Origin of the sequence: Streptomyces sp. TM32 (assembly GCF_004122755.1) — a bacterium.
GTDB classification, from domain to species: Bacteria; Actinomycetota; Actinomycetes; order Streptomycetales; family Streptomycetaceae; genus Streptomyces; species Streptomyces sioyaensis.
Map to the genome: position 1 here is coordinate 36682 of NZ_SDIG01000025.1, position 24385 is coordinate 61066.

The window sequence follows — 24385 nt, forward strand, 5'->3', positions numbered from 1 at the left end:
ACGTCCGTGGCGCGTCCGTGCACCGCCTGTGTCGCGGGGGCCCACGGGCCGTCGCAGAGTGGGCACGGGACGCGGTCCGTGCGCGGCCGGGCGCATGGGCGGCTCCGGACCGGCAAGGAGACCGGCAGGCCCGCGCGGAGCGAGCGCCCGGCGCCCGTCCGCCCAGGAACGACACGTGAGGAGCAGATGACGGTGCGAGCGCACACAGATACGCCGGCCACCCCCCGTCCGGACCCGGTTCCGCCCACTCCGGGGCCCGGCCCCGGCCCGCCGGGACCCACTCCGGGCCCGACGCCCGGCCCGGCCCCCGCCCCCGGCCCGGATCCGGTGCCGCCGCCGGTGCCGGGTCCCGAACCGGATCCGGTCCCGCCGCACCCGGCACCGCCGACGCCGGGTCCGCAGCCCGGCCCCGCGCCCGATCCGCTGCCCGCGCCGGGCACCGACCGGCAGACCGGACGGCCCGACCGCGGGAGTGGCCCGCGCTGAACCGGCTCCCGGGCCGCCGGGCGCCGACCGGCGCGCCGGGGTGGTCGCGGCGTCCCGCACAATGAACCCACCGGTTCATCCAGACGCCGGGCGCGCACCGCGCACCTCTGCACGGGAGAGAACATGCCGAACCCGGACGCCGACCAGGCCTCCGCCGTCCCCGTCCTGGTCCTCAACGGACCCAATCTCAACCTGCTCGGGCTGCGTGAGCCCGAGATCTACGGGCGGGACACCCTCGCCGACATCGAGGCACTGTGCCGGCGCACCGCCGCCGCCCACGGGCTGCGGGCCGACCTGCGGCAGAGCAACCACGAGGGCGTCCTCATCGACGCCGTGCAGGAGGCACGGACCGCACACCACGGGATCGTGATCAACCCGGCCGGCTACAGCCACACCTCCGTCGCCCTGCGCGACGCACTGGCCGCGGCGGACGTCCCGATCGTCGAGGTGCATCTGTCGAACATTCACCGGCGGGAGGAGTTCCGGCACTTCTCCTACGTGTCCGGGGTCGCCGACGCGGTGATCTGCGGGGCGGGCGCCCACGGCTATGAGCTCGCGCTGGCCCATCTGGCCCGTCTGGTGCACAAGACCTGACGAGGCGCTACCGGCATTCCCGCACGGGCTGGTTAGTCTCGGCGGGTGGGGCATTCCGAGGAGCGCGCCGAGGGTGCGGGACCGTTCATCACCCGGCTGACCTGGCGCCTGGAGGAGGGCGGCACCGCCGTCTGGGAGTCCCGGGCGGCCCGCAAGCGCGGGACGCTCGCGGTGCGGCCCGCCGGTGCCGCCGAGAGCAGCGAGCGGCGCGCCGACTCCGCGGCTCTGGCACGGCTGCGCAGGCTCAACAGCCTGGCCGCGGGCTCCTTCACGATCGGCGGGCTCCTCTTCGCCGTCGGTGCGGCGCTCGCCCAGTTCAGCACCGCGGGTCCGACCCTGAGCGCCACGGCCTACTTCATCGGCGGGGTCTTCTTCACCCTCGGCGGCTATGCCTCACTGGCCCAGACCGTCAATGCTCCGCGCCGGGAGGGTACGGCAGGTGAGCTGACCACGCACGCGTTCCGGTGGTGGAGCTACGAGCCCGGCCGGGTCGACTGGCTGAGTACGTTTCTGCTGTTCCAGGGGACGTTGGTGTTCGGCGTCAATCTGCTGGATGCGTTTCTGCAGGGGCTCACGGCACGGCAGACGAACCGGCTGGTGTGGACCCCCGACATGATCGGCTGCGTGCTGTTCCTGGTCTCGGGGCATCTGGCCGTCATCGAGGTCTGCCACGGCCGGCCGTGCTTCCACGGGCGCAGCCTCGGCTGGTGGATCGTCGCGGTCAATCAGCTGGGTTCGGCGCTCTTCATGGTCTCCGCGCTGGCGGCCTTCACCCGGCCCGCGACCGACAGTCTCGTGAACGTCGGCGTCGCCAACTGGGGGACCCTCACGGGCGCGCTCTGCTTTGCGGTGGCGGGCGTGCTGCAGGCCCGCGAACGTCCTTGACATGCGGGTTCCGCGTACCTGTGGAACCGTGGTGTCACGGCATGATCACCGGCGGGTCCGGTGTGGTCGGCCAGGTTTCTCGAGCAGAGGAGTGACCCATGGCCTCTCAGAAGCAGACTGTGGGCGGATGGACCGCATTCGCCGCAGTCCTGATGATCTTCGGTGGTGCGATGACCGCCCTGGAGGGCATCTCCGCCATCGCCAAGGACAATGTCTTCGTCACCACGCAGAACTACGTCTTCTCCTTCAACCTCACCGGGTGGGGCTGGATCCATCTCATCCTGGGCATCGTCATCCTGATCGCGGGTATCGCCCTGCTGAGCAGCGGCGCGACGTGGGCCCGGGTGGTCGGTGTGATCCTCGCGGGCCTGAGCGCGCTCGCGAACTTCCTGTGGATCCCCCACTACCCGTTCTGGGCCATCGTGGTGATCGCCATCGACATCTTCATCATCTGGGCGCTGTGTGCCGGAGAACACCGCCACGCCGTCGCCGTCTGACCGGGCCCGCTGCGCCTCATGGCCACCGGACCCGCCGCGCGGGAACGCGCGGAACGGGGCAGGGCACTTCGCTCCGAAGTGCCCCGCTCCCGTCATGCGGAGTTCACCCCGGCACCGGACCGGGCCGATCCGGTGGACATCGTCGAGCGGCAATCGGCCCACCGTGTCCCGGAGTTGGTTCCCCTTCGCTACGGGCGGATGCTGGAGTCACCGTTCCGGTTCTATCGCGGTGCGGCCGCCATCATGGCGGCGGATCTGGCCACAACACCGTCTACGGGGCTGCGGGCCCAGCTGTGCGGGGACGCCCATCTGCTGAATTTCCGGCTGCTGGCCTCCCCCGAGCGTCATCTGATGTTCGACATCAACGACTTCGACGAGACCCTGCCCGGCCCGTGGGAGTGGGACGTCAAGCGACTGGCGGCCAGCTTCGCCATCGCGGGCCGTCAGAACGGCTTCAGCGAACCGGAACGGGCCGGCATCGTCCGGGCCGCCGGCGCTTCCTACCGCGAGCAGATGCGTCGGTACGCGCGGATGCGCACCCTGGAGGTCTGGTACGCACACGCCGACATGGCCGAGATCGAGGCCGAGGAGGCCCGAGAGCTGGGCGCCAGGGGCCGGGCGGGGCTGGCCCGGATCATCGAGGACGCCCATGGGCACGACACCCTGCAGGCGTTCCGCAAGCTGACCCGGCGCAGCGGCGGGCAGGTGCGGATCGCGTCCGATCCGCCGCTGATCGTGCCGCTGCACGACCTGCTGCCGGGCCCCGAGGGCGACCGGATGGCCGGCACCCTCAGTGATCTCATCGCCCGTTACGGCCGCAGTCTGCGCGCGGACCACCGCAGGCTGCTGGAGCAGTACCGGGTCGTCGACCTGGCCCGCAAGGTCGTCGGCGTGGGCAGCGTGGGCACCCGCTGCTGGATCCTGCTGCTGCTCGGCAAGGACACCGACGATCCGCTGCTGCTCCAGGCCAAGGAGGCCGACGAGTCGGTACTCGCCCCCTACGCCGGGGCGAGCCGGCACCGCAACCAGGGCGCCCGGGTGGTGGACGGCCAGCGGATGATGCAGGCCGCCAGCGACATCTTCCTCGGCTGGGAGCGGACCACCGGTGTCGACGGCCGCCCCCGCGATTTCTACGTACGCCAGCTGCGCGACTGGAAGGGCATCATGCCGGCGGACGAGATGGCGCCGGTGGGCATGCGGCGGTTCGCCGTGCGCTGCGGCGCCACGCTGGCCCGCGCGCACGCCAGGTCGGGCGACCGGATCGCGATCGGCGCGTACCTCGGCTCGGGGACGGTCTTCGACGAGGCGCTGGCGCAGTTCGCGGAGCGCTACGCGGACCAGAACGCGCGCGACCACCGGGCGCTCGTGGAGGCGGTCCGCTCGGGCCGCGTCCGGGCCGAGGCCGGCTGAGTGCACGGACGGCGCCCGGGCGGACCGCCCCCGCCACCCGATCGGCACACCCGGTCCCGCACGGGATGTCGGCGCCGCCCGCCCCGCCTAGCATGGATCCGAATGGCTCCGACGAAGGCGGCCCCATGCGCCCCACGGCGAAGTTCTCCATCAGCTTCGGCCTGGTCACGATCCCGGTCGCGGCGTACAACGCCACGGACAGCTCCGCGTCCGTCAGCTTCGTGCGGATCCACACCGCGGACGGCGGCCGGGTGCGTAATCAGCCCGTGTGCTCGGCGGAGGGCGTCGAGATCTCCCCGGACGAGATCGGCCGGGGCTACCGTCCCGGCGACGGCGACACCGTCGTCCCGCTGAGCGACGAGGATCTGGACGCGCTGCCGCTGCCGACCGCGAAGACCCTGACGATCCTGGCGTTCGTCGCCGGCGGCGACATCGACCCGCTGCAGATGGGCAAGGGCTACTACCTGGGCATCGACAGCCCCGCCGCGGCCAAACCCTATGTGCTGCTGCGCGAGGCGATGGAACGGCATCAGCGCGTGGGCCTCGGCAAGATCGCGCTGCACGGGCGGGAGACGCTCGCCATGATCCGGCCGATGGAGGGCGCGCTGGTGATGCAGGTGCTGCTGTGGCCGCACCAGATCCGCCCGATGGACGGGGTCCTTCCCGAGCGGCAGGTGGAGGTCCATGCCAATGAGGTGGAGGCCGCGGAGACCCTGATGGACTCCTTCGGCGCACTGTCCGAGGACGACGTGCACGACCATTACCGCGAGGCGCTCGAAGAGATCGTGGCGGCGAAGCTGGCGCACCGTGAGCCGCACTTCGAGGCCGGCGAGGAGCCGCCCACCGGAGGGGTGATGGACCTGATGGCGGCCCTGCAGGACAGTGTGCGCGCGGCCAGGAAGTCCCGCGGTGAGGACGAGGAGGGCGAACCCGCCCGGAGCACCGCCCGGTCCGGCCGCGGTACGGCGAAGAGCACCGCGAAGAAGGGCACCGCGAAGAAGACCGCGGCGAAGAAGACGGCCGCCGGCGAAACCACCGCCAAGAAGTCGGCTGCCAAGAAGTCCGCCGCCAAGAAGACGGCCGCGGCGAAGAAGACCTCCGCCAGGGGCGGTCGGCGGGCCGGCTGAGCCCGGCCGGGGCACCGGCCCGCGGCGCCGCCCGCCCCCTTGCACACATAAGGCGACCGCCTCGGGGTACGCGATGCCTCAACGGGGTTTTCTGCCACAAGAGTTATGGAGGTTGACACCATGGGTATCGGCGGGTGCATCGGCCTGCTCGCGGTGGGCGCGATCCTCACGTTCGCGGTGGACTGGCACATGGCCGGGATCAACCTCGACCTGGTGGGGATCATCATGATGATCGTCGGCATCATCGGCCTCGCCACCTACGTCAGCATCCTCAAGCGGCGGCGCACCCAGCCGCCGTCCCCCGGCGCCCCCGTCGTCGACGTCGAGGACGCCCGCTACTACAAGTAGCCTCCCCCGACGATGCGTTGGGGCCGCAGGGCAGGCCGGTCGGCCGTCAGCCGTCAGCCGTCAGCCGTCAGCCGTCAGCCGTCAGCCGCAGGACGTACGGGGCTTCGGCAGGGTGCCGTTCAGGAAGAAGTCGTCGACATAGCGCTGGATGCAGGGGTCGCCGGTGGTGTAGGCGGCATGACCCTCACCACGATAGGTCAGTACGACACTGGAGTTGTCCAGCGCCCGCGCCATGCTGAACGCACCCTGGTAGGGCGTCGCCGGATCGTTGGTGGTGGCGACGAGCAGCATGGGCGGGGCGCCGGGCGCCGAGACGTCGCGGGAGGAGTCGTCGCCCGCCACCGGCCAGTCGTAGCAGTCCAGCAGTGTCGGGGCGATGTCCGGGCCGAAGAGCGGGGAGGCCTTGGTGAGTTCACGCTCCGCCCGGGGGAGGTCGTCGGCACCGTAGCGCTCCGAGGTGTCCCGGCAGGCGATCGCCCGCAGGGCCAGCTGGTCCGGCGGCGGCAGCTCGTCCCGCCCGACCTGCCGTGCCGGGAGCCGGCCGGCGTGGGCGCCCCCGCCGCCCTCCCCGCTGTTGCTCAGCCGGAGGATCCCCGAGGCGTCACCGCGCCGCAGCTGAGCCAGCGCCTGGCGCAACTGCGGCCAGTCACTTCTGCTGTACAGGGACTCCCGCAGGGCGTACACATAGGTGGTCTCGTCCACCGTCTCCCCCTTCACCTTCACCGGCGCCTCGCTCAACTTCCGGTACCAGCTGCGAAGTTGCTCCTGCGCCTGATGCGGATCGGTACCCAGCGGGCAGCTCGTGCCATGGAGGCAGTCGGCGGCGAAGTCGTCCAGCGCCCGCTGGAATCCGCGGGCCTGGGCCACCGCGGTCTGCCAGGTGTTCTTGCCGGGGTCCTCGACGCCGTCCAGCACCACCCGGCCGACCTTGCGGGGGAATTCATGGGCGTAGACCGCGCCGAGTTTGGAGCCGTAGGAGAAGCCGAGGTAGTTGAGCTTGTCGTCGTGGACCGCGGCGCGCAGTACGTCCATGTCCCGGGCGACATCGGGGGTGCCGACCCAGGGCAGCAGCCCGCCGGAGTAGCGCCCGCAGGCCTCGTTGATGCGCTTCTCCTTCGCGGCCAGGCTGTTGTCCTCGCCCGTGGCGGGGGGCGGGCTGAGCTTACTGCCGCAGGAGACCGGGTCGGTGTGGCCGGTGCCGCGCGGGTCGAAGCTGACGATGTCGTAGCGCTGTCCCAGCCGGGCGAAGGCGCTGCCGCTGTCGATCAGATAGTTGACGCCGGAAGCACCCGGTCCCCCGGGGTTGAGCACCAGTGAGCCGAGCCGCTTGCCGGGCCCGGTCGCCTTGAGCCGGATCAGCTGGACCTGCATCGTGTTCCGGCCGGGGTCGGAGTAGTTCCGCGGCACCGTCAGCCGGGCGCACTCCAGGCGCTCCCGGAAGCCGGGCGGCTCGGTGACGCCCCCGCTCTGCGCGCCGCTCTGCACCTCCGTGCCGCACGGTTCCCACGACAGGTGCTGCTGGTAGAACGGCGTCAGATCCTGGTCACCGACTGCCACCGCGGCGGGAGTTCCCGCAAAGACGCCGCACAGCGCCACCACCGCCGCCACGGCCCACAGCCGTACGGACACCGTGCGCCGGCGAACACGCCGCGTTCCCCCTGCTCCCACACGAGACGGCGCACGGCGTATTCCCGGCATATTCCGAGCCTAGGGCCGTTACGCGGCGTCCGCACACCTGCGACGGAGGCATTCGACGTGCCGTACACCACCCCCGTGACCAGCCCTTATGCGGGTGGACCGGAGGAAACCGACGGCATTCCGCGGGCCTGTCCCCAGCGGATATCCACCACACAATGGGATCAGCCGCATTCACCGCGTAGCCGCGCAGGGCTTGTCAGCGCGCTCAAGATGCGGAGGACATCACACAGCTCACTCTGGAGTTAGGGCGAGCATCACCGCTGGGCGGTGGCTCCCTGAACGGACGCCGATTCGGCCGGATGACCGGGAAAAGGTGGCGCACCCATGAGTGACGGATCCAAGGCCCTGTTGGTCGCCGCACTGGCCGGCGGCTATCTGCTGGGCCGCACGAAGAAGGCGCGATTCGCCTTGACAGTGGCGTCGTATGTCGCCGGACGTCAATTGGGGCTCGAACCGCGACAGCTCGTGACGGAGGGGATACGCAAACTCGGCGAGATCCCCCAGGTCGCGGAGCTGGGTGAGCAACTGCGCGGAGAAGTGCTGGACGCCGGCCGGAAGGCTCTGGCCGCGGCCGCCAACCACCAACTTGAGAACTTCGCCGACACGCTCCACGACCGGACCCTGAAGCTCGAAAGCGGCGAGCTGGAGCCGGAGGAAGAAGAAGAGGAAGAAGGCGAGGAGGAGCCCGAGGGCGAGTACGAGGAGGAGGAAGAGGAACCCGAGGAGGAACCTGAGGAGCGGACCGGCCGGCGTACACCGCGGGCGGATGCCGGGAAGAAGGCTGCCACCGGCCGTACGGCCGCGAAGAAGACGGCGCCTGCGAAGAAGACCGCCGCCAAGAAGACCGCGGCAAAGAAGACCACAGCGGAGAAGTCCGCCGCGAAGAAGGCACCCGCCAAGAAGACCACGGCCAAGCAGAAGACAGGGAAGGCCGCCAAGAAGGCCCCACCGAAAAAGACTGCCGCAGGCAGGAAATCAGGCCCCGCTGCGAAGAAGAGCGCCAAAAAGACATCAGCGCGCGTCGAGCGCCGGAGGTAACGGGTCATGGTCAAGACGGGACAGGACAAAGCGGACTCGGGACTCGACCGACTGCGGGACGAGCTCGGAGACTACGTGACGAGCTGGGTCGGAAATCTGGCCGAACGAGCCGGCGACAAGCTGATGGATGTGACGGACCAGCTCACCGATGTCGCCGAGAACGGCGGATCCCTTTCCAAGATCGGCGCCAATCTCCTCGGCGGCGACTCCCCCGTCTCCGCCGCACTCAAGGGGACGGCGGAGAACGTCAAGGACAAGGCCAAGGAGGTCTTGGGCGGCGGGAAGAAGCGCAAGTCCGGGGACCAGAAGGTCACCAACATCATCGAGGTTCTCGATATCGGCGTACCGCTGCGTACCGCCTACGACCACTGGACCCAGTACGAGAAATTCAGCAGCTTCACCAAGGGCGTCCGCAATGTGTCGGTGTCGGACGAGACGACCACGGACTGGAAGGCCAAGGTCGGCCCCTCGACCCGGAGTTGGAAGGCGACCGTCCTGGAGCAGGTGCCGGACGAACGCATCGTCTGGACGGCCGAGGGCTCCAGGGGAACGACCCACGGTGCCGTCAGCTTTCACGAGCTGGGGCCCAGCCTGACCCGCATCGTGCTGGTCGTCGAGTACTACGCCTCGGGATTCTTCGAGAAGACCGCGAACATCTGGCGCGCCCAGGGACGCCGACTGCGGCTGGACTTCAAACACTTCCAGCGCTACGTGACCCTCACCGAGGAGGAGCCGGAGGGCTGGCGTGGCGAGATCCGCGACGGCGAAGTCGTACGGACCCATGAGGAGGCCGTCGAGGACGAAGAGGCGGAAGAGGGGGAAGAAGCGGAGGACTACGAGGGCGAGGGCGCCGAGGAGGAGTACGACGAGGAAGAGGGGGAGGAAGAGGAAGAGGGCGAGGGCGACGCCGAGGACCGGGACGAGGGGGACGAAGAGGAAGAGGAGTGGGAAGAGGGCGAGGAAGAGGAAGAGGAGTGAGCCGGTTCGTGCGCGGGGGCCGGTGAGGTGAGGTCATGCCTCCCGCCCGCGCCGGCCGGCGCCCGAGGGAAGGACTCACCATGCGTGTGTTTCCGCCTCCTCCTTCGATCGCGGGGCTCACCGCTGTCGTCACCGGCGGTTCGCGCGGGCTCGGGCTGCTGCTGGCCCGCGAGTTGCTGCGGCGCGGCTGTGAGGTCGCGCTGCTGGCCAGGGACGACGCCGAGTTGGGCAGGGCCGTCGGCAAGCTCGGCCCGTGCCGCGGCGGCACGGTGCAGGGGGTGGTGTGCGATGTACGGGACCGGGCCGCGGTGCGCGACCGCCTCGCGGAGATCGCCGGGGACCGCGGGGGGCTGGACATCGTCATCGCCAACGCCGGCATCATCCAGGTCGGCCCCGCGGAGGCGCCGGCGCCGAGGGGTTCCAGGACGCGATGGACTCGGTCTTCCACGGGGCCCTGAACACCGCGCTGGCCGCCCTCCCCCACCTCCGGCACAGCCCGGTCGGCGGTCGGCTGGTGCTCATCGGATCGGTCGGCGGTCTGCTGACGGTGCCGCATCTGCTGCCGTACTCCTGCGCCAAGTCGGCGGTGGGCGCGCTGGCCGAAGGGCTGTATGCGGAGGAGGCCCCGCACGGCGTCTCGGTGACCGCGGTCCACCCCGGCCTGATGCGCACCGGGTCGCATGTCCATGCCCTCTTCGGCGGGGACCGGCGGCGGGAGTACGGATGGTTCTCCGCGGTGGCCGGGGCGCCGTTGCTGTCCATGAACGCCGAGCGGGCGGCGGACCGCATCGTGACCGCGCTCCAGCGCCGGCGCCCGCGCCTGGTGCTGACCCCGGCGGCCAGGCTCGGCGCCACGGTCCACGGGCTGGCCCCGGTGACCACCACCCGGCTGGTGTCGGCGGTCGCCCGGGTGCTGCCGCGGGACGGCACCCGCACCACCGTGCGCGGCGCGGCGGTCGAGGCCGGGGAGCAGCCGCCGGCCCCTCGGCTGCGCGCGGTCCTCGGCGCCCTCAACGAACGGGCGGCGGACCGCTTCAATCAGCGCTGAGGAGATGTTTCCGAGCGGAATTGCCGGGCACCCGGTTTCCCATCACAGGACGATCCGACCTGTGATGGAAGGAGAGTTCACCGTGGCCGCGAGCAATTCCCCCGCATATTCCCCCGCGTACACCGTGCCCGGCATGACCGAGGCCGAGGGAGGAGAGGTCATCGAACGTCTGCGGCTGCGGCTGCACGCGCTCAATGATCTGGCTCTGACGCTCAAGCATGTGCACTGGAATGTCGTGGGGCCACATTTCATCGCCGTCCACGAAATGCTCGATCCGCAGGTCGATTCCGTGCGCGCCATGGTCGATGCCACCGCGGAGCGCATCGCGACCCTCGGCGGCTCCCCGGCAGGCACGCCGGGCGCATTGACCGCGGAACGGACCTGGGAGGACTACTCCGTCGGGCGGGCGGACGCGATCGCGCACCTGGGTGCGCTGGATGGCGTCTACTCCGGGATCATCGAGGACCATCGGGCGGCGGTGGCCGCCACCGACGGGGTCGATCCGGTGACCCAGGACCTGCTCATCGAGCATCTGCGGTCGCTGGAGCTGTTCCAGTGGTTCGTCCGGGCGCATCTGGAGAGCGCCGGCGGCACGCTCGGCACCGGCGCGGCCCGCGGCGAGACCGTGGTGGGCCGGGTGGCCGTCCAGCAGGCGAGCCGGCAATCCTGAGCCGTGCCGGGAGTCTCCCGGCCCATGACGCCGGCCCCGTCGTCGCAGGGAGTGCGGCGGCGGGGCCGTGCCGTCAGTGCCTTCGGTACCGTCAGTGCCTGAGAGAGTCCCTGCCCTTCTCCATTGCCTGCTTCACTCTCCCCCTGACAAGTTCGGCTTTCCCTCTCCGGGCCAGGCTTTTGTTGCCCAGCGCCTTCCCGGTCGTATGCATCGCCTTTCCCTCGACGATCTGGCCGAGGTTCCTGGTCTTCTTTGCTATTCCCATGTCACGCTCCTTCAGGGTGATTCAGCGGGTGGCAGCAATGTCCCGAGCGGGCCGAGATCCAGATTGAGGTCCTGCATCGAGAGGTCGTATTGGGTGCAGAGTTCCACCATGCGGTCGTGAAGAATCATCAGCGTTGCCCCCAGGCGCTCCTCCTGCTCCTCGGTGAGGTCTCCGGAGTCGACCCGTTGCAGGGCCTGACGTTCCATGAGCTGGCGCAGCAGCTCGACGAGGGTGAGCACGAGCTTGATGAGGTCGCGTTCCACGGTGTCCGGGTTGGTGCGCAGCCGGTGTGCCGGGCTCCGTCGCTCCCCGCCGCCGGACGGCAGTTCGTCCTGCGGTGCCGCGGGCAGCAGCCGGAATGCCCGGTCGGCCGCGTCGGCGACATCGTCGAAGCGGCTGGCGGGGCGGCGGTCCTCATCCGTCATGACCATCGCGTACCGGGGGTGCGGTGGCGGACCACGGGGCGGGCATCTGCTCGCTGATGGAGACGATCAGCGCGCGCAGCGAGATGCGAACGAGGTCGATGTCAGCGATGGACAGCACGACATCGCCGGTCAGGACCACGCCCCCGCTGAGCAGCCGGTCCAGCAGGTCGATCAGCGCGATCTGCCGGTCCGGCAGCGGCTCCTGGGCCACTGCCGGCGGCCGGCCGTCCGCCGCCCTCACGGTGCGGCCCGCTTCATCGGCTCGGTTTCGGGGGGCGTGGCGAAGGAGTACGGGGCCCATGGCCCGGTGACCTCGACCCGGACCCCGGTCAGCCCCTCGCCGGCCCGCAGGACGTCGGCGCGGAAGCCCTCGGCGTGCCCCACCGGTACGAGGTAGGCGTCGTTGATGACGTTCTCCCCCGGCCCGCGGGCGAGTTCGCCCTGCTGGACCCGGTGCTGGACCCGGTCGACGGCATGGTGCCGGGCGGCGTCCTCGACACGCCGGGCGACCTCCTCGGCGTCCCGGTAGGCGTCCTCGCGGGCGTGCCGCTGCGCCCGGCGATGGCTGAGGTAGGCCCGCCCGGGGCTCAGGTCCGCAGCGGCCGGCGGCGCGGCCGGGCGCTCGGTGGCCGCGGGCGTCTCGACGTAGATCTTGACGCCCCACTCGGTGTGGGCGGTCAGTTCGGACAGCCGGCCGGCGAACGTCTCCTGGCGGGCTTCGAGCATCTGCCGCACCCGCTCGTCGTCGAGGTACACCGTCGCCAGCCGGAGCGGCAGGACGGTGGTGCGCTCGGCCAGGGCCCCGATCACCCGGTGGTGGGCGCGGGCCACCGACTCCAGCCACTCCAGGTCCTCCAAGTTGGCGCGCAGCGCGGACTCCTGGAAGTCCTGCTCGGGCACCGGGCTCACGGCGACCACCATCTCGTCGTGCCGCACCAGGTGCACCGGTGCGTCCGCCACGCCCGGCAGACCGGACAGCGCCCGCGCCAGCGTGTCGTCGTCGTCCCGGGCGACGGCGTACGCATAGCTCATCGTCGCGGTCATGACTCGTCCCGCCGCTTGCTGCGGGGGCGGGGCTCGGCCCGCTTGGCGCGGGAGGTCCGTGCGGCACGGCGCGGCGCGGGGCGCCTCTCCTCGTCCTCGTCCTCGGCCGGCGGCAGCTCGTCGCCCTCGCGCAGGGCCTCGATCTCGGCGCGCAGCCGCCTGTTCTCCTCGGCGAGCGAGTGGTAGCCGTCGGCAGCGCGGGAGGAGAGTGCGGGGTCGTGCTCCCACCAGTCGATGCCCATCTCCTTCGCCTTGTCCACCGAGGCGACCAGCAGCCGGAGTTTGATGGTGAGCAGTTCGATGTCCAGCAGGTTGATCTGGATGTCGCCCGCGATGACGATGCCCTTGTCCAGGACACGTTCCAGGATGTCGGCGAGGTTGGCCGAGGAGCCCTGGCCGCCGTACGGGCCGGCCCGGGACGGGTAGTCACCCGTCCTCCGTGCCACGGGTTCGTTCACGGCCGTCGCACCTCGATTCCCGGGTGTCCCGGTGTTGCGGCCGCAGCGCGCGCCCGCGCTCCGGCTCGTCGGTGGCCGCGGTCAGCTGCCGGTGCCCTGCACATGAGCCCTGATCTCCTCCAGCCGGTCCAGCAGTTCGTCCTCGCGCCGGTCGAAGGTCTCCTCGTCGATCTCGCCCGCGAGCAGCGCCCGTTCGAGCTCGGCGAGTTCCCGCTCGATGGGTGCGGGGTCGTAGTACTCCTCCTCCGCGGCGTCGACGACGCGTTCCATCACCCAGGCCACGCCGCGTACGGGCGCCAGCGGAAGGGTGGCGAGGTGAGTCAGCAGGCCTGCCATTGGGATCTCCCTAGACGAAACTGTAGGCGGGCAGCGGGCCGAGCAGCCGGAAGGAGAAGTCCTCCCCCAGTTCCTGGGCGAGTTCCTGCTCCGCGTAGAGGAAGCTCTTCTCGTTGTCCTGCTCCACCAGGAAGGACACGCTCAGGAAGTCGTCCCCGGTCGCCTGTGACAGGCTCTCCTCCCGCGCGAATTCGCGCAGCGCCCCGACGATCCGGTCGACGAGCTGTTCCTCCCGTGCCTGTACTTCCCCGGCGATCAATTCACCGAGGGCGAGCGGGGCTTGCGGGCCGCCGGTGCCGCTGGTGATCTGCTCGTTCAGCGCGCGCGCCTGGTCCGACTCCAAGAGGATCTGCCGCAGCAGCGCCTCCTCGGCCTGGCTGACCTTGAGGTGGTACTCGGCACAGCCCTCCAGCGCCTCCAGCCGTTCGGCGTACATCTCCGCACGCTCCTCAAGCACGTCCCGTACGGAGTCGTCGTCCGTGGTGGTGAAGCCGAACTGCAGGGGCAGGACGGTGCCGTCGGCCATCAGCGCTTCCTGGACTGCCTGATGCGCGGCCAGGTCACGGCGTTTGGGACGCAGCTCCTCGGGGGCGTCGCTCACGACGGCGGTGAGTTCCTCGCTCTGCACCGTGCGCAGCGTGGACGGCGGGTCGCCCACCCCGTTCAGGCCGTTGAGGTTCTGGGGGTGGCTGGTTGCGACGATGGAGTAGACATAGACGGGCATCGCTCACTCCTTCCGGCGCCGGGCCGGCCGACGAGCCTGCCGCTCACGCCGGCCGGCGGGCTCCTTCTCCTTCTCCTCGTGCTCCTCGTCGTCGCTGCCCTTGAGGACGTCGCTGACGGCCTCCGCGGCTCCGGACAGTGCGCCCTTGGCCTTGCCGTGCGAACCACCCTCGGTGACCTCTCCGACCAGATCGGTCAGCTGGGAGGGCGCCTTGCGCCCCGCTTCCAGGTCGAGGCGGTTGCAGGCCTCGGCGAAGCGCAGGTAGGTGTCGACGCTCGCCACGACGATGCGGGCATCGATCTTGAGGATTTCGATGCCGACCAACGACACACGTGCGAAGACGTCGATGACCAGACCGCGGTCCAGGATCAGATCGAGGATCTCGTAGAGATTTCCGGAGCCTGCCCCGCCACCGGGGGCGAGGGCTCCTCCGCTCTGCGGCACCACAGTCACGGTGCCTCCCTTCACCGGCTCGCCCCGCCGTGCGGAGCGGCCGAGTCGTTCGCCTGGCGAACGTGGTGCCGCGGCCTGCCGGCCTCAACGCCGGTCGATCTGACCGCGGGTGTAGCGGCGGGTGCGCTCGTACGCCACGAGTTCGCCTTCCTCGTCCAGCGTCACACGGTAGGTCGCCATCACGCTCGTCGTCCCCGGCACCCGTTCCAGCTCCAGGACTTCCACATCCGCCTGCCAGCCGTCCTCCGTCGGCTGCACCGCGGAGACGGACTCGGGGGCCCGCCCCAGCAGCTCTTCGAGCTGCTCGGAGGCGTTCCGCATGGCGCGTGGCGCCGAAACGCGGCGGGCTGCGCGCTCCGTCCCGCTCCCGCGGCTCCCGGCCTCGGTACGGCTGGATTTTCTGACGGTTTTCTTGGCGGTCTTCTTGCTGGACGGACGCCGGACTCGTTCCGTGTCGTCCTCTTCGCCTGTGGCCATGGTCCTCTCCGGATTCGGAGGCGACATCTGCCCACGCCACTTCCAAGAGGCGTCCCTACATGATATACGGCCTGAGCTGAGCGCATCTTGAGCGCGCCTGGCCATGGCGGCACCGGTGCGGGCCGGGGGATCGAGTGCCGCGGCCCGGTCGGCGGCGTAACGTCGGCACTGACCCGGAAGAGACGGCGCGACGGTCTCCTCACGGGAGAACCAGCGGCCGGAGTGGTCTCGATGGCGCGACAGCTGTGTGCAGGTGAGCGATGACCGGCGGGGCCGGGGCGGATCCGGTGGACCGGGCACTGCTGGGCGCCCTGCGGGAGACCGGGGCGTCCGCCGGCGGCCTCTACGAGCTGGCGGCCGATGAGCCGGTGCTGCAGCTCACCGCCATGAGCGGGATACCGGCGCCGTTCCTGGAGCCGTGGAGCCGAGTGGCCCTGGCCGCCCCGATCCCGGTCGCCGTCGCGGCCCGTGAGCAGCGGCTGGTGTGGGCGGGCGGCCAGCAGCAGATGGCCCGGGACTTCCCCCGTACGGCGGTGGCCGTGCCCTACGACTTCGCGCTGGCGGCGGCCCCGGTCGGCGATCGCACCGACGGCCGGGGCGCCCTGTTGTTGTTGTGGCCGGCCGGCCACGCACCGCAGTTGTCGGGGGACGAACGCGAAGCGGTGACGGCCGCCTGCCGGCGTCTGGCGGCGCTGCTGGACGAACGCCCCCGGCCCGGCACCGCCACCGCGCCCGCCGGCGCCCCGCGGGTCCTCTCGCCGCCTCCGGCGCGGACCGTGGGCCGCGACGAGGCGCTGGCGGCCGTCGACTACCTGGAGCGGCTGCCCGGCGGCTGCTGCGCCCTCGACCTGGAGGGGCGCTTCACGCTGGTCACCACGGGCGCGGCGGGGCTGCTCGGCGAGCAGGAGGCCCGGCTGCTCGGCGCGCGCCCCTGGGACGCCCTGCCGTGGCTGCGCGACCCCGCCTTCGAGGACCGCTACCGCGCGGCAGTGATCAGCCGCCGGCCGATGTCGTTCACCGCCTGCCGGCCCCCGGACCGGTGGCTCACCTTCCGGCTGTTCCCGGACGCCCGGGGGCTGAGCATGTGGATCGGTCCCTCGGGCAAGGATTACGGCCCGGTGGCGCCCCCGGCCACGGAGGGCGAGGTCGTGCCCGTGCGGGCCGGGCAGATCTACCACGTCCTGCATCTTGCGGCGGCCCTCACCGAGGCCGTGGGCGTGCGGGATGTCGTCGATCTCATCGCCGGCCAGATCATGCCCGCGTTCGGCGCCCAGGGCATGATCATGTATGCGGCGGAGGGCGGCCGGCTGCACACCATCGGCCACCGCGGGTACCCCCCTGAGGCCGTCACCGCCTTCGACGGTGTCGCCCTCGACGCCGCCAACAGCCCTGCCGTACGCGCCCTCGCCACCGGGGAGCCCTGTTTCTTCAGCTCTCCCGACGACAGCGAACGCGACTACCCGGGCTTGCTGCAACTGACCGGCAAGGCCTCCCGGGCCGTGCTGCCGCTGGTGGTCTCCGGCCGCCCGGTCGGCTGCTGCATCCTCTCGTACACCCGGCCCCGCACCTTCAGCCCGGAGGAGCGCCAGGTGCTCACCTCGCTGGCGGGGCTGATCGCCCAGGCGCTCGACCGGGCCCGGCTCTACGACACCAAGCAGCAGCTGGCCCACGATCTGCAGGCCGGCCTGCTGCCGCACGGCCTGCCCGAGGTGCCCGGGTTCGCCGTCGCCGGCCGTTACCTGCCGTCGACCCGCGGTATGGAGATCGGCGGCGACTTCTACGACCTGATCCGGCTCGACGCGGGCCACGTCGCCGCCGTCATCGGGGATGTGCAGGGCCACAACGCGACGGCCGCCGCCTTCATGGGCCAGGCCCGCACCGCCGTCCGTGCCTATGCGACCGCGGGGGTGCCCCCCGGAGAGGTGCTGGCCCGTACGAACCGGCTGCTGACCGACCTGGACCCGGAGCTGTTCACCAGCTGCCTGTACGTCCGCATCGATCTGCGGACCCGGCGGGCGTGCCTGGCCGGCGCCGGTCATCCGCCGCCCATCCTCCGCCATCCCGACCGGCACACCTCGGTACTGCACGTGCCGCCCGGCCTGCTCCTGGGCATCGACCCGGACGCCCGGTACTCCGCCACGGAGATCACGCTGCCGCCGAATTCCGTGCTGGCGCTCTACACCGACGGCCTGGTCGAAACGCCGGGCGTCGATCCGGAGCGCTCCGTCGCCGACCTGGCCGGGCGGCTCAACGACGCCCCGCCCCTGGGCCCCGAACGCCTCGCCGACGCCCTCCTGGAGAACCAGGACGCCGATACGGACCGTCAGGACGATGTGGCACTCCTGCTGTTGTCGGCCCTGCCGGTCGGCCCGGCCATTCCCGTGTGAGAGCGACACGGGAGCGCATGCCGGACCGGCCGCGCTCAAGCAGGCGGCGGCCCCCCGACGTCCGGACCGGTGAGGTGGTCGGTGCCGTGGGCCTGCCGCCGTACGTTCCGTGCCGGACCGCCCGCCTCGGTGGTCCCTCCGCCCGCCGGTCGGCCGGGCACTTACGGCTGCCCAGGCCGCGGTGCGTACGGTCGACCGGCGGGCGGTGCGGACCGGTCAGGGCGTGGTGCCGCGCGGGCACGTCGGCCGGCCCGGCAGCGTGGCGTGCGCGTGGGCCGGGCGCAAGGGTTGGAAGAAGTGGGTGACCGTCCAGACGCCGATGCGGTTGCCGACCTGGCACCCGGTGAGGTCCGCGGTGCGGAAGTGGATTCCGGCCCAGACCCGGGCGTTGATCATGTCCTCGTTGAACCGCACGGCGTCGTCGTAGTGCCGTGTGGTGCCGGTGGCGTCGGAGGAGAAGGTGAGATCGAGGTGCGCGGTGCCGAGGACTCCGGTCAGGGTCCGGGTCACGGCACCGGCGACCGTGGCGTGACCGCTGAGGTAGTCGGGGTGCGGTGGGGTGATCAGCAGCGGCTGCCACTGCGGGTCGGCGTCGGTCGCGGGGTTGCCGTCGGTGTCGGCGAGCTGGATGGCGGTGATGGGCCGCCAGAAACCGTAGTGGAGCTTGGTGTTCCAGGCGGTGACGACGGCGTCGGTGGCCGAGGCGTTCGCCGCGGCGATCATCCGCGCGGTGTCGGCGATGCCCAGCTGGTGCCGGGCGGAGTAGTCGCGGAAGGCCGACTGGAGCTGCACCACCAGGCTGCCCCCGAAGAACAGCGCGGTCTCGGTCTGTTGCGCGGTACGCGGCGAGCCGGTCCTCGCCCCCATGGTCTTCACCTCGTTCACGTCCCGGGCGTAGCGGGCCGAGGACAGCGCGGGCGGCCTGCCGGGACGGACCTGGTCCGGGGAGGTGAGCACCATGGGACGCAACTTCGCGAGCCAGGTGTCGATGAAGGGCAGGTGGGCAGGCGGGGTGGGCCGCCAGATGCCGGGCGCGGGCGGCAGGGTGAACTCCACCGTGGCGAACCGGCCGTCGCCTTCGCGCAGGGCGATGAGGTGGTCGGCGGAGCGCGTCCCGAACGCCACGCCCTGCGTCTTCGCCGCGCCGTCGGGGATCTTGGCGAGGGAATCGGCGTACGCGGCGTCGAGCGTCGCCCGGGAGGCGGGGAAGAAGGCGACCAGTACGTGGTGTGCGGCGGTCACGGCCGCCGCCTCGGGCGAGGCGGTGGCGGGCCCGCGCGCCCGCCACTTGTACGGGGCGTAGCGGCCTTGGATGCCGACCACGGCGTTGTAGACGGCGGCCGAGACGAACCCGTGCCAGATGACCGCCTGCCCGGAGGGGCGGGTGGGGCCGAGGTTGGTGCTGATGGTGTCGGCGGCGAGGGCGTTCCAGTCACGGACCGCCGCGGGGTCCGCGGCGGGTGCCGGCTGATTGCCGGCGGTGGCGGTGGGGCCCGCCACCGCCGTGAGGGCGAGGAGGAGGAGTGCCGCGAGAGTGGCGCGGACGGACCGGCCGCGCGAACGAGAAGTATCCATAACCGACTTAACAGCCGAACGGGTGAAGGGGCACGCCGCTTCGCCGTGGGAAGGGGTGCGCCGGGCGCACACCACTCGCCTTGTCCTTACGCCCGAAGTCGCGCACGGGGCGAACGGGGGAAACCGGCCGGCCACCTTGGTGCTCTAGGGTCTGCGCCGGTGCCGGAACCGTGGTCCGGCCGTGGTGCCCCTTGTCGAGGAGCGAGCAGAGGAGCGAGCGATGGAGACATCGGCGCAGTCTGCCGGAGCGGGAGAGCTGGACCGGCGTCTGGGCGTGGGCGACGCCGTGGTGATCGGGCTCGGGGCGATGCTCGGCGCGGGGATCTTCGCCGCGCTCGCTCCGGCCGCGGCGGCGGCCGGGCCGGGCCTGCTGCCGGCCCTGGGGCTGGCCGCGGTGGTGGCGTACTGCAACGCGACCTCCTCCGCGCGGCTGGCCGCCCGCTACCCCCGCTCGGGTGGCACCTACGTCTACGCCGGCGAGCGCCTCGGGGACTTCTGGGGCTATCTGGCCGGCTGGGGCTTCGTGATCGGCAAGACCGCCTCCTGCGCGGCGATGGCCCTGACCGTGGGCTCCTACGTATGGCCCGGCCAGGCGCGCGCCGTTGCCGTGGCGGCGGTGGTGGCGCTGACCGCGGTGAACTACGCCGGCGTGCAGAAGTCCGCCTGGCTGACGAGGGGGATCGTCGCGGTCGTCCTGGCGGTGCTCGCCGCCGTGGCCACCGCCTGTCTCACCTCGGGCGCGGCCGGCCCGGCGCGCCCGGACCTCGGCGTGGACGCCTCCGTCGCGGGGGTGTTGCAGGCGGCCGGTCTGCTGTTCTTCGCCTTCGCCGGCTACGCGCGCATCGCCACCCTCGGCGAGGAAGTGCGCGATCCCGGACGGACCATCCCCCGCGCGATCCCGCTCGCGCTCGGCATCACGCTGGTGGTGTACGCGGGCGTCGCGGTCGCGGTGCTGTCCGTCCTCGGGCCCGACCGCCTCGCCCACAGCGCCGCGCCGCTGGTGGAGGCGGTGCGTGCGGCCGGCGTCCCGGCCCTGGCGCCGGTGGTACGGGGCGGGGCGGCCGTCGCGGCGCTCGGGTCCCTGCTCGCGCTGATCCTCGGGGTCTCGCGCACCACTCTTGCGATGGCCCGCGACCGGCACCTGCCGCACGCGCTGGCCGCCGTCCACCCGCGCACCAAGGTGCCGCACCGTGCCGAACTCGCCGTCGGCGCGGTGGTCGCCGTCCTCGTCGCCACCACGGACGTGCGCGGCGCGATCGGCTTCTCCTCCTTCGGCGTGCTGGCCTACTACGCCCTCGCCAACGCCTCCGCCTGGACCCTCAGCCCCGCCGAGGGCCGCCCGGCCCGGCTCGTCCCGGTCGTCGGCACGGCCGGCTGCCTGGCGCTGGCCTTCGCCCTGCCGCCGGCCTCGGTCCTGTGGGGTGCCGCGGTGTTCGCGGTCGGCGCCGCCGCCTACGGCGTACGCAAGGCAGCCGGCCGCCGCAGCTGAGCGGCCCGGCACCACGGCCGCGACCGACGGGCGGGCAGCACCGGCCACCACGGCACCGGCACCGGCACCGGCACGGCGATGCCCCACCACCGGGTTTGACGCCCGACCGGAGCAGGGCAGCAGCCACGTCACGTCACCGTGACACGCCGGGACACCGACACGCGGGGGACACCCACACGGCGGGGCCGCCCCTCCGCGCCCGGAGAAAGCGGGGCGCAGGAGGGGCGCACCCCGGGGGGCCACGGCCGTCCGGACGACGCGCCCGCGAGCAACCTCAGGTGAACGCACTACAGAGAGCGCAACGACACCAGCACGCAGCAGTGCCGCCGGGCCCCTCACCGTCCGATACTGGTCCCCACCGCTCCTCGACGTCCCGGAGGCCCGTACCCGCCACCTGATAGGCCATCAACCCAGCCCGCACGAGGTCGGCATCAGCCTGCCCACCCCCGCTTCGCACCGCCGGAGACTACCGGGGCCCGCCCCGCCATACCTACCATGACCTGGAAGAACACCGGTCAGATGGCCCACTGCCAGTCTCACCAGGAGGTACCCATGAAGATGCTGATCAACGTCGCCGAGACCGTGGTGGCCGATGCGCTGCGCGGGATGGCCGCGGCGCACCCGGAGCTGGTGGTGGATGTCGAGAACAGGGTGATCGTGCGGCGGGACGCGCCGGTGGCGGACAAGGTCGCGCTGGTGTCCGGGGGCGGCAGCGGGCACGAGCCGCTGCACGGGGGGTTCGTCGGGCCCGGCATGCTGGATGCCGCCTGTCCGGGCGAGGTCTTCACCTCACCGGTGCCCGATCAGATGGTGCGTGCCGCGGCGGCCGTGGACAGCGGCCACGGCGTGCTGTTCGTCGTGAAGAACTACACCGGGGACGTGCTCAACTTCCAGATGGCGGCGGAACTCGCGGAGGACGAGGGGGTGCAGGTGGCCAGCGTGCTCGTCGATGACGATGTCGCGGTGGTCGACTCGACGTTCACCGCGGGGCGGCGCGGTACCGGCGCGACGCTCTTCGTGGAGAAGATCGCCGGTGCCGCGGCCGAGGAGGGCATGCCGCTGGAGCGGGTGGAGGCGCTGGCCCGGCAGGTCGTGGCGTCCTCGCGCAGCTTCGGGGTGGCGCTGAGCGCCTGTACGACGCCGGCGAAGGGCAGCCCGACGTTCGATCTTCCGGCCGGGGAGCTGGAGTTGGGGGTCGGGATCCACGGGGAGCCGGGGCGCGAGCGCCGCGCGATGATGACCTCGCGCGAGATCGCGGACTTCGCGGTCGACGCGGTCCTGACGGAGCTGGATCCGCGGCTGCCGGTGCTGGTGCTGGTCAACGGCATGGGCGCGACCCCGCTGCTGGAGCTGTACGGGTTCCAGGCGGAGGTCCGCCGGGTGCTCGACGAACGGGGCGTGGCGGTGGCCCGCACGCTCGTGGGGAACTATGTGACCTCGCTCGACATGGCGGGCTGTTCGGTGACGCTGTGTCAGGTGGACGGGGAACTGCTGCGGCTGTGGGACGCGCCGGTGCAGACCGCGGGACTCCGCTGGGGCCGGTAGGCCCGCGCCGTATCCGCTTTCTTGTTGAGTGCCCGAACGACCAAGGAGAGAAGTCCGTGTCCGAAACGGTGCTGGATGCCGCATTCTTCGTACGCTGGATGACGGCGGCGGCCGCCGTCATCGACCGGGAGGCCGACCGGCTCACCGAGCTGGACTCCCCCATCGGTGACGCCGACCACGGGAGAAATATGCAGCGCGGCTTCGCGGCCGTGGTCACCGCGCTGGAGGCGGAGCCGCCGGCGACCCCCGGAGCCACCCTGATCGCCGCCGGACGGAAGCTGATCTCCAGTGTGGGCGGGGCGTCCGGACCGCTGTACGGGACGCTGCTGCGACGGGCCGGCAAGGCCTTCGGCGAGGCTCCGCAGGTGTCCGCGGAGGAGCTGCGGGCGGGGCTGGCCGCCGGGGCCGACGCGGTGGCACAGCTCGGCGGCTCGGCGCCGGGCGACAAGACGATGCTCGACGCGCTGGTGCCGGGCATCGAGGCCCTGGCCACCTCCTTCGACGCGGCGGCCGCGGCCTCCGAGAAGGGCGCGCTGGCGACCGTACCGATGCTGGCCAGGAAGGGCCGGGCGAGCTATCTGGGCGAACGCAGCATCGGCCATCAGGATCCGGGGGCGACCTCCTCGGCACTGCTGTTCGCGGCCCTTGCGGAGGTGGCGAAGTGAGCGAGCGGACGACGGGCGGTACGGCCGCCGGGGCGGGGACACCGGTCGGAGTGGTGCTGGTGTCGCACAGCGCGCCGGTCGCCGAGTCGGTGGCGGCGCTGGCGGTCGGGCTCGCCGGCGGCGGTGACACGGTGCCGGTGGCCGCAGCGGGCGGCGGTCCGGACGGCGGGCTGGGGACGAGTGCGGAGCTGATCTCCGAGGCGGCCCGGGCGGTGGACCGCGGGGCCGGGGTGGCGATCCTGGTCGATCTGGGCAGCGCCGTACTGACCGTGAAGTCGTTGATCGCCGAGGGAGATGAACTCCCCGACGGCGCACGGCTGGTGGACGCGCCGTTCGTGGAGGGCGCGGTGGCCGCCGTGGTCACCTCCTCGACCGGAGCGGACCTGGACGCGGTCGCGGCGGCCGCCGGGGAGGCGTACGGCTACCGCAAGGAGTGAGGCATCCGGGGCAGGCGGTCGGCCGCCTGCCCCGTCGCGCTCAGGGTTTGCGCGCGACGGCCGCGTAGCTGGCGGCCTCCGCGTCGGTGACATGGGTGGCGTCGTCGGGATGGTCCGGGCGCCACTGGTGGGAGAGGGTCACGCCCGGCTCCAGCAGCTCCCAGCCGTCGAAGAACCGCCGGAACGCGGCACGGGAGCGGAACTGGAGCCGGGTGCCCGCCTCGGCGTAGATCTTGATGATCTTGTCCATGGCCGCGGGGCTGAAGTCCGGTGTCGCATGGGTCATGGTGAGCGTGCTGCCGCTGGGCAGCGCGGCCTTGAGGCGCTCGACGATGTCGTGTGCGCGGTCCTGGCCGTCGTCCGGGACGAAGTGCATCAGCGCGTTCAGGCTGAGCGCGACCGGGCGGCGCAGATCGAGGGTGTCCAGGAGCCGCGGCGCCGTGAGGATGCCCTCGGGGTCGTGGACATCGGCCTGGACGTACGCGGTCCGCCCCTCGGGGGTGCTGCGCAGGAGCGCCGCGGCGTGCGCGAGGACGATCGGGTCGTTGTCGGTGTAGACCACCCGGGAGTCCGGGGCGATGCCCTGGGCGATGTCGTGGAGGTTCGGCGCGGTGGGGATGCCGGTGCCGATGTCGAGGAACTGCCGCATACCGGACGCGGCCAGGGCGCGGGTGGCGCGGTGCATGAACTCGCGGTTGATCCGGGCCGCGACCAGCGCGGCGGGGAAGACCCCCAGCACGCTGCCGGCGGCCATCCGGTCGGCCAGGAAATTGGTCTTGCCGCCCAGGAAGTAGTCGTAGATCCGGGACGAGTGAGCCCGGTCCAGTTGCAGGTCCACCACGGGCTCGTGCTCACTCATCGTGCGGCTGCCTCCCCAGTACGCGCTACCGCTCCCCCGCGCCTCCTGCCGGCGCGCGGTGCCTCCCCCTCGCAAGCCGCGCACCCCGGCGGCGCGTCATGCACCGCCGTACGCCTGGCTGTTGGAGCACTGCCCCGTACGCCCTGGAACATGCCGGAGCACACCGGGCGAGGTACGCGGCGGCCCATGCCGCCCGCCGCCACCGGCAGTCACATGCCACCGGCATGCGTGGTCATATGAATACGCTACGGAAGATTTTTGCCCTCACGGTGCCACAAACGGGCGTGCTTTCCGGTTCATTGGAGGGTGAGGGCAACCGCCCTCCCGCGGCCGGCGCGTCTCGGCGCCCGGAGGCGGTGCACGGCAATCGGAACGAGGACGGCTCGTGAGCTTGCCGTTTAACCTCGCCGCTGTTTGTGTTCCTTGATCGTCTCGGCTCGCTTGACGGTCTTCCCTACGGGCTGCGG

The 24385-nt window shown here is 71.8% G+C and carries 26 protein-coding genes and 1 pseudogene; 15 read left to right on the forward strand and 12 right to left on the reverse strand.

The window, feature by feature from the left end; all coding sequences use genetic code 11:
- Positions 1-609 precede the first annotated feature (609 nt).
- The 6 genes from aroQ (at position 610) to EST92_RS08960 (ending at position 5347) form a co-directional block, all read left to right on the forward strand.
- Entirely contained in the window at positions 610-1080 is a 471-nt protein-coding gene (gene aroQ / locus EST92_RS08935; RefSeq protein ID WP_129280403.1) for a type II 3-dehydroquinate dehydratase, read from the forward strand.
- Positions 1081-1125: 45 nt separating this feature from the next.
- Positions 1126-1965 carry a hypothetical protein gene (locus tag EST92_RS08940; protein WP_129280404.1) on the forward strand — a complete coding sequence of 280 codons (840 nt, stop codon included), beginning with the start codon at positions 1126-1128 and terminating at the stop codon, positions 1963-1965.
- A gap of 98 nt (positions 1966-2063) precedes the next feature.
- A complete protein-coding gene (locus EST92_RS08945) occupies positions 2064-2462 on the forward strand; it encodes a hypothetical protein (protein WP_129280405.1) in 399 nt (132 codons plus the stop codon).
- Positions 2463-2480: 18 nt separating this feature from the next.
- Positions 2481-3872, forward strand: a complete 1392-nt coding sequence (locus tag EST92_RS08950; protein WP_129280406.1) for a DUF2252 domain-containing protein — start codon at positions 2481-2483, stop codon at positions 3870-3872.
- Between the two features lie 125 nt (positions 3873-3997).
- Entirely contained in the window at positions 3998-4999 is a 1002-nt protein-coding gene (locus EST92_RS08955; protein WP_129280407.1) for a Ku protein, read from the forward strand.
- A 120-nt stretch (positions 5000-5119) separates the two neighbouring features.
- On the forward strand, positions 5120-5347 hold the full coding sequence (locus EST92_RS08960) for a DUF6458 family protein (RefSeq protein ID WP_040901776.1): 228 nt from the start codon (positions 5120-5122) through the stop codon (positions 5345-5347).
- A gap of 81 nt (positions 5348-5428) precedes the next feature.
- On the opposite strand, the gene EST92_RS08965 is transcribed toward EST92_RS08960, so the two are convergent.
- Positions 5429-6976: an alpha/beta hydrolase gene (locus EST92_RS08965; protein WP_254068673.1), complete on the reverse strand. Its 1548-nt coding sequence runs from the start codon at positions 6974-6976 to the stop codon at positions 5429-5431.
- A 393-nt stretch (positions 6977-7369) separates the two neighbouring features.
- On the opposite strand from EST92_RS08965, the gene EST92_RS31090 reads away from it, so the two are divergent.
- The 4 genes and pseudogenes from EST92_RS31090 to EST92_RS08985 all read left to right on the forward strand — a co-directional run bounded on the left by EST92_RS31090 (position 7370) and on the right by EST92_RS08985 (position 10779).
- Positions 7370-8083, forward strand: coding sequence for a histone protein (locus EST92_RS31090; RefSeq protein ID WP_154073963.1), 714 nt, complete (start codon positions 7370-7372; stop codon positions 8081-8083).
- Positions 8084-8089: 6 nt separating this feature from the next.
- Positions 8090-9061, forward strand: a complete 972-nt coding sequence (locus EST92_RS08975; protein ID WP_129280409.1) for an SRPBCC family protein — start codon at positions 8090-8092, stop codon at positions 9059-9061.
- 80 nt (positions 9062-9141) lie between these two features.
- Positions 9142-10109: pseudogene (locus tag EST92_RS08980) on the forward strand (SDR family NAD(P)-dependent oxidoreductase).
- Positions 10110-10173: 64 nt separating this feature from the next.
- Entirely contained in the window at positions 10174-10779 is a 606-nt protein-coding gene (locus EST92_RS08985; RefSeq protein WP_129280410.1) for a DNA starvation/stationary phase protection protein, read from the forward strand.
- 91 nt (positions 10780-10870) lie between these two features.
- Here the strand turns inward: EST92_RS08985 and EST92_RS08990 are convergent, their stop codons facing one another.
- The 9 genes from EST92_RS08990 to EST92_RS09030 all read right to left on the reverse strand — a co-directional run bounded on the left by EST92_RS08990 (position 10871) and on the right by EST92_RS09030 (position 14961).
- Positions 10871-11044: a CsbD family protein gene (locus tag EST92_RS08990; protein ID WP_129280411.1), complete on the reverse strand. Its 174-nt coding sequence runs from the start codon at positions 11042-11044 to the stop codon at positions 10871-10873.
- 11 nt (positions 11045-11055) lie between these two features.
- Positions 11056-11469, reverse strand: coding sequence for a gas vesicle protein K (locus EST92_RS08995; protein WP_129246769.1), 414 nt, complete (start codon positions 11467-11469; stop codon positions 11056-11058).
- Entirely contained in the window at positions 11459-11710 is a 252-nt protein-coding gene (locus EST92_RS09000; protein WP_006607243.1) for a gas vesicle protein, read from the reverse strand. The genes EST92_RS08995 and EST92_RS09000 overlap by 11 nt, the downstream gene beginning before the upstream one ends.
- A complete protein-coding gene (locus EST92_RS09005; protein WP_129280412.1) occupies positions 11707-12513 on the reverse strand; it encodes a GvpL/GvpF family gas vesicle protein in 807 nt (268 codons plus the stop codon). Before EST92_RS09005 ends, EST92_RS09000 begins: the two co-directional genes overlap by 4 nt.
- Positions 12510-12971: a gas vesicle protein gene (locus tag EST92_RS09010; protein WP_129246766.1), complete on the reverse strand. Its 462-nt coding sequence runs from the start codon at positions 12969-12971 to the stop codon at positions 12510-12512. The genes EST92_RS09005 and EST92_RS09010 overlap by 4 nt, the downstream gene beginning before the upstream one ends.
- 81 nt (positions 12972-13052) lie before the next feature.
- Positions 13053-13307 carry a gas vesicle protein GvpG gene (locus EST92_RS09015; protein WP_129280413.1) on the reverse strand — a complete coding sequence of 85 codons (255 nt, stop codon included), beginning with the start codon at positions 13305-13307 and terminating at the stop codon, positions 13053-13055.
- Between the two features lie 10 nt (positions 13308-13317).
- Positions 13318-14031, reverse strand: a complete 714-nt coding sequence (locus tag EST92_RS09020; RefSeq protein ID WP_129280414.1) for a GvpL/GvpF family gas vesicle protein — start codon at positions 14029-14031, stop codon at positions 13318-13320.
- 3 nt (positions 14032-14034) lie between these two features.
- On the reverse strand, positions 14035-14484 hold the full coding sequence (locus EST92_RS09025; RefSeq protein WP_129280415.1) for a gas vesicle structural protein GvpA: 450 nt from the start codon (positions 14482-14484) through the stop codon (positions 14035-14037).
- An 84-nt stretch (positions 14485-14568) separates the two neighbouring features.
- The gene (locus EST92_RS09030; protein ID WP_129280416.1) at positions 14569-14961 is read right to left on the reverse strand and encodes a gas vesicle protein; all 393 of its coding nucleotides are present in this window, start codon (positions 14959-14961) and stop codon (positions 14569-14571) included.
- 260 nt (positions 14962-15221) lie between these two features.
- On the opposite strand from EST92_RS09030, the gene EST92_RS09035 reads away from it, so the two are divergent.
- Positions 15222-17348, forward strand: a complete 2127-nt coding sequence (locus EST92_RS09035) for a SpoIIE family protein phosphatase (protein WP_129280417.1) — start codon at positions 15222-15224, stop codon at positions 17346-17348.
- 216 nt (positions 17349-17564) lie between these two features.
- Here the strand turns inward: EST92_RS09035 and EST92_RS09040 are convergent, their stop codons facing one another.
- The gene (locus EST92_RS09040) at positions 17565-18923 is read right to left on the reverse strand and encodes a vanadium-dependent haloperoxidase (protein ID WP_129280418.1); all 1359 of its coding nucleotides are present in this window, start codon (positions 18921-18923) and stop codon (positions 17565-17567) included.
- Positions 18924-19143: 220 nt separating this feature from the next.
- Between EST92_RS09040 and EST92_RS09045 the strand changes: the two genes are divergently transcribed.
- The 4 genes from EST92_RS09045 to EST92_RS09060 all read left to right on the forward strand — a co-directional run bounded on the left by EST92_RS09045 (position 19144) and on the right by EST92_RS09060 (position 23059).
- Complete coding sequence (locus tag EST92_RS09045; RefSeq protein ID WP_129280419.1) at positions 19144-20412, forward strand: APC family permease; 1269 nt, start codon at positions 19144-19146, stop codon at positions 20410-20412.
- Positions 20413-20964: 552 nt separating this feature from the next.
- Positions 20965-21957, forward strand: a complete 993-nt coding sequence (gene dhaK, locus EST92_RS09050; protein ID WP_129280420.1) for a dihydroxyacetone kinase subunit DhaK — start codon at positions 20965-20967, stop codon at positions 21955-21957.
- 68 nt (positions 21958-22025) lie between these two features.
- Positions 22026-22622, forward strand: a complete 597-nt coding sequence (dhaL, locus tag EST92_RS09055; protein ID WP_161981721.1) for a dihydroxyacetone kinase subunit DhaL — start codon at positions 22026-22028, stop codon at positions 22620-22622.
- The gene (locus EST92_RS09060; protein ID WP_129280422.1) at positions 22619-23059 is read left to right on the forward strand and encodes a PTS fructose transporter subunit IIA; all 441 of its coding nucleotides are present in this window, start codon (positions 22619-22621) and stop codon (positions 23057-23059) included. The genes dhaL and EST92_RS09060 overlap by 4 nt, the downstream gene beginning before the upstream one ends.
- A 40-nt stretch (positions 23060-23099) precedes the next feature.
- Here the strand turns inward: EST92_RS09060 and EST92_RS09065 are convergent, their stop codons facing one another.
- Positions 23100-23918, reverse strand: a complete 819-nt coding sequence (locus EST92_RS09065; protein ID WP_129280423.1) for an SAM-dependent methyltransferase — start codon at positions 23916-23918, stop codon at positions 23100-23102.
- Between the last annotated feature and the right edge of the window lie 467 nt (positions 23919-24385).

Coding starts and splice junctions, on each gene's coding strand:
- aroQ (WP_129280403.1), top strand. CDS start 610: ATGCCGAACCCGGACGCCGACCAGGCCTCCGCCGTCCCCGTCCTGGTC.
- EST92_RS08945 (WP_129280405.1), top strand. CDS start 2,064: ATGGCCTCTCAGAAGCAGACTGTGGGCGGATGGACCGCATTCGCCGCA.
- EST92_RS08950 (WP_129280406.1), top strand. CDS start 2,481: ATGGCCACCGGACCCGCCGCGCGGGAACGCGCGGAACGGGGCAGGGCA.
- EST92_RS08955 (WP_129280407.1), top strand. CDS start 3,998: ATGCGCCCCACGGCGAAGTTCTCCATCAGCTTCGGCCTGGTCACGATC.
- EST92_RS08960 (WP_040901776.1), top strand. CDS start 5,120: ATGGGTATCGGCGGGTGCATCGGCCTGCTCGCGGTGGGCGCGATCCTC.
- EST92_RS31090 (WP_154073963.1), top strand. CDS start 7,370: ATGAGTGACGGATCCAAGGCCCTGTTGGTCGCCGCACTGGCCGGCGGC.
- EST92_RS08975 (WP_129280409.1), top strand. CDS start 8,090: ATGGTCAAGACGGGACAGGACAAAGCGGACTCGGGACTCGACCGACTG.
- EST92_RS08985 (WP_129280410.1), top strand. CDS start 10,174: ATGGAAGGAGAGTTCACCGTGGCCGCGAGCAATTCCCCCGCATATTCC.
- EST92_RS08990 (WP_129280411.1), bottom strand. CDS start 11,044: ATGGGAATAGCAAAGAAGACCAGGAACCTCGGCCAGATCGTCGAGGGA.
- EST92_RS08995 (WP_129246769.1), bottom strand. CDS start 11,469: ATGACGGATGAGGACCGCCGCCCCGCCAGCCGCTTCGACGATGTCGCC.
- EST92_RS09005 (WP_129280412.1), bottom strand. CDS start 12,513: ATGACCGCGACGATGAGCTATGCGTACGCCGTCGCCCGGGACGACGAC.
- EST92_RS09015 (WP_129280413.1), bottom strand. CDS start 13,307: ATGGCAGGCCTGCTGACTCACCTCGCCACCCTTCCGCTGGCGCCCGTA.
- EST92_RS09020 (WP_129280414.1), bottom strand. CDS start 14,031: ATGCCCGTCTATGTCTACTCCATCGTCGCAACCAGCCACCCCCAGAAC.
- EST92_RS09030 (WP_129280416.1), bottom strand. CDS start 14,961: ATGGCCACAGGCGAAGAGGACGACACGGAACGAGTCCGGCGTCCGTCC.
- EST92_RS09035 (WP_129280417.1), top strand. CDS start 15,222: ATGACCGGCGGGGCCGGGGCGGATCCGGTGGACCGGGCACTGCTGGGC.
- EST92_RS09040 (WP_129280418.1), bottom strand. CDS start 18,923: ATGGATACTTCTCGTTCGCGCGGCCGGTCCGTCCGCGCCACTCTCGCG.
- EST92_RS09045 (WP_129280419.1), top strand. CDS start 19,144: ATGGAGACATCGGCGCAGTCTGCCGGAGCGGGAGAGCTGGACCGGCGT.
- dhaK (WP_129280420.1), top strand. CDS start 20,965: ATGAAGATGCTGATCAACGTCGCCGAGACCGTGGTGGCCGATGCGCTG.
- EST92_RS09065 (WP_129280423.1), bottom strand. CDS start 23,918: ATGAGTGAGCACGAGCCCGTGGTGGACCTGCAACTGGACCGGGCTCAC.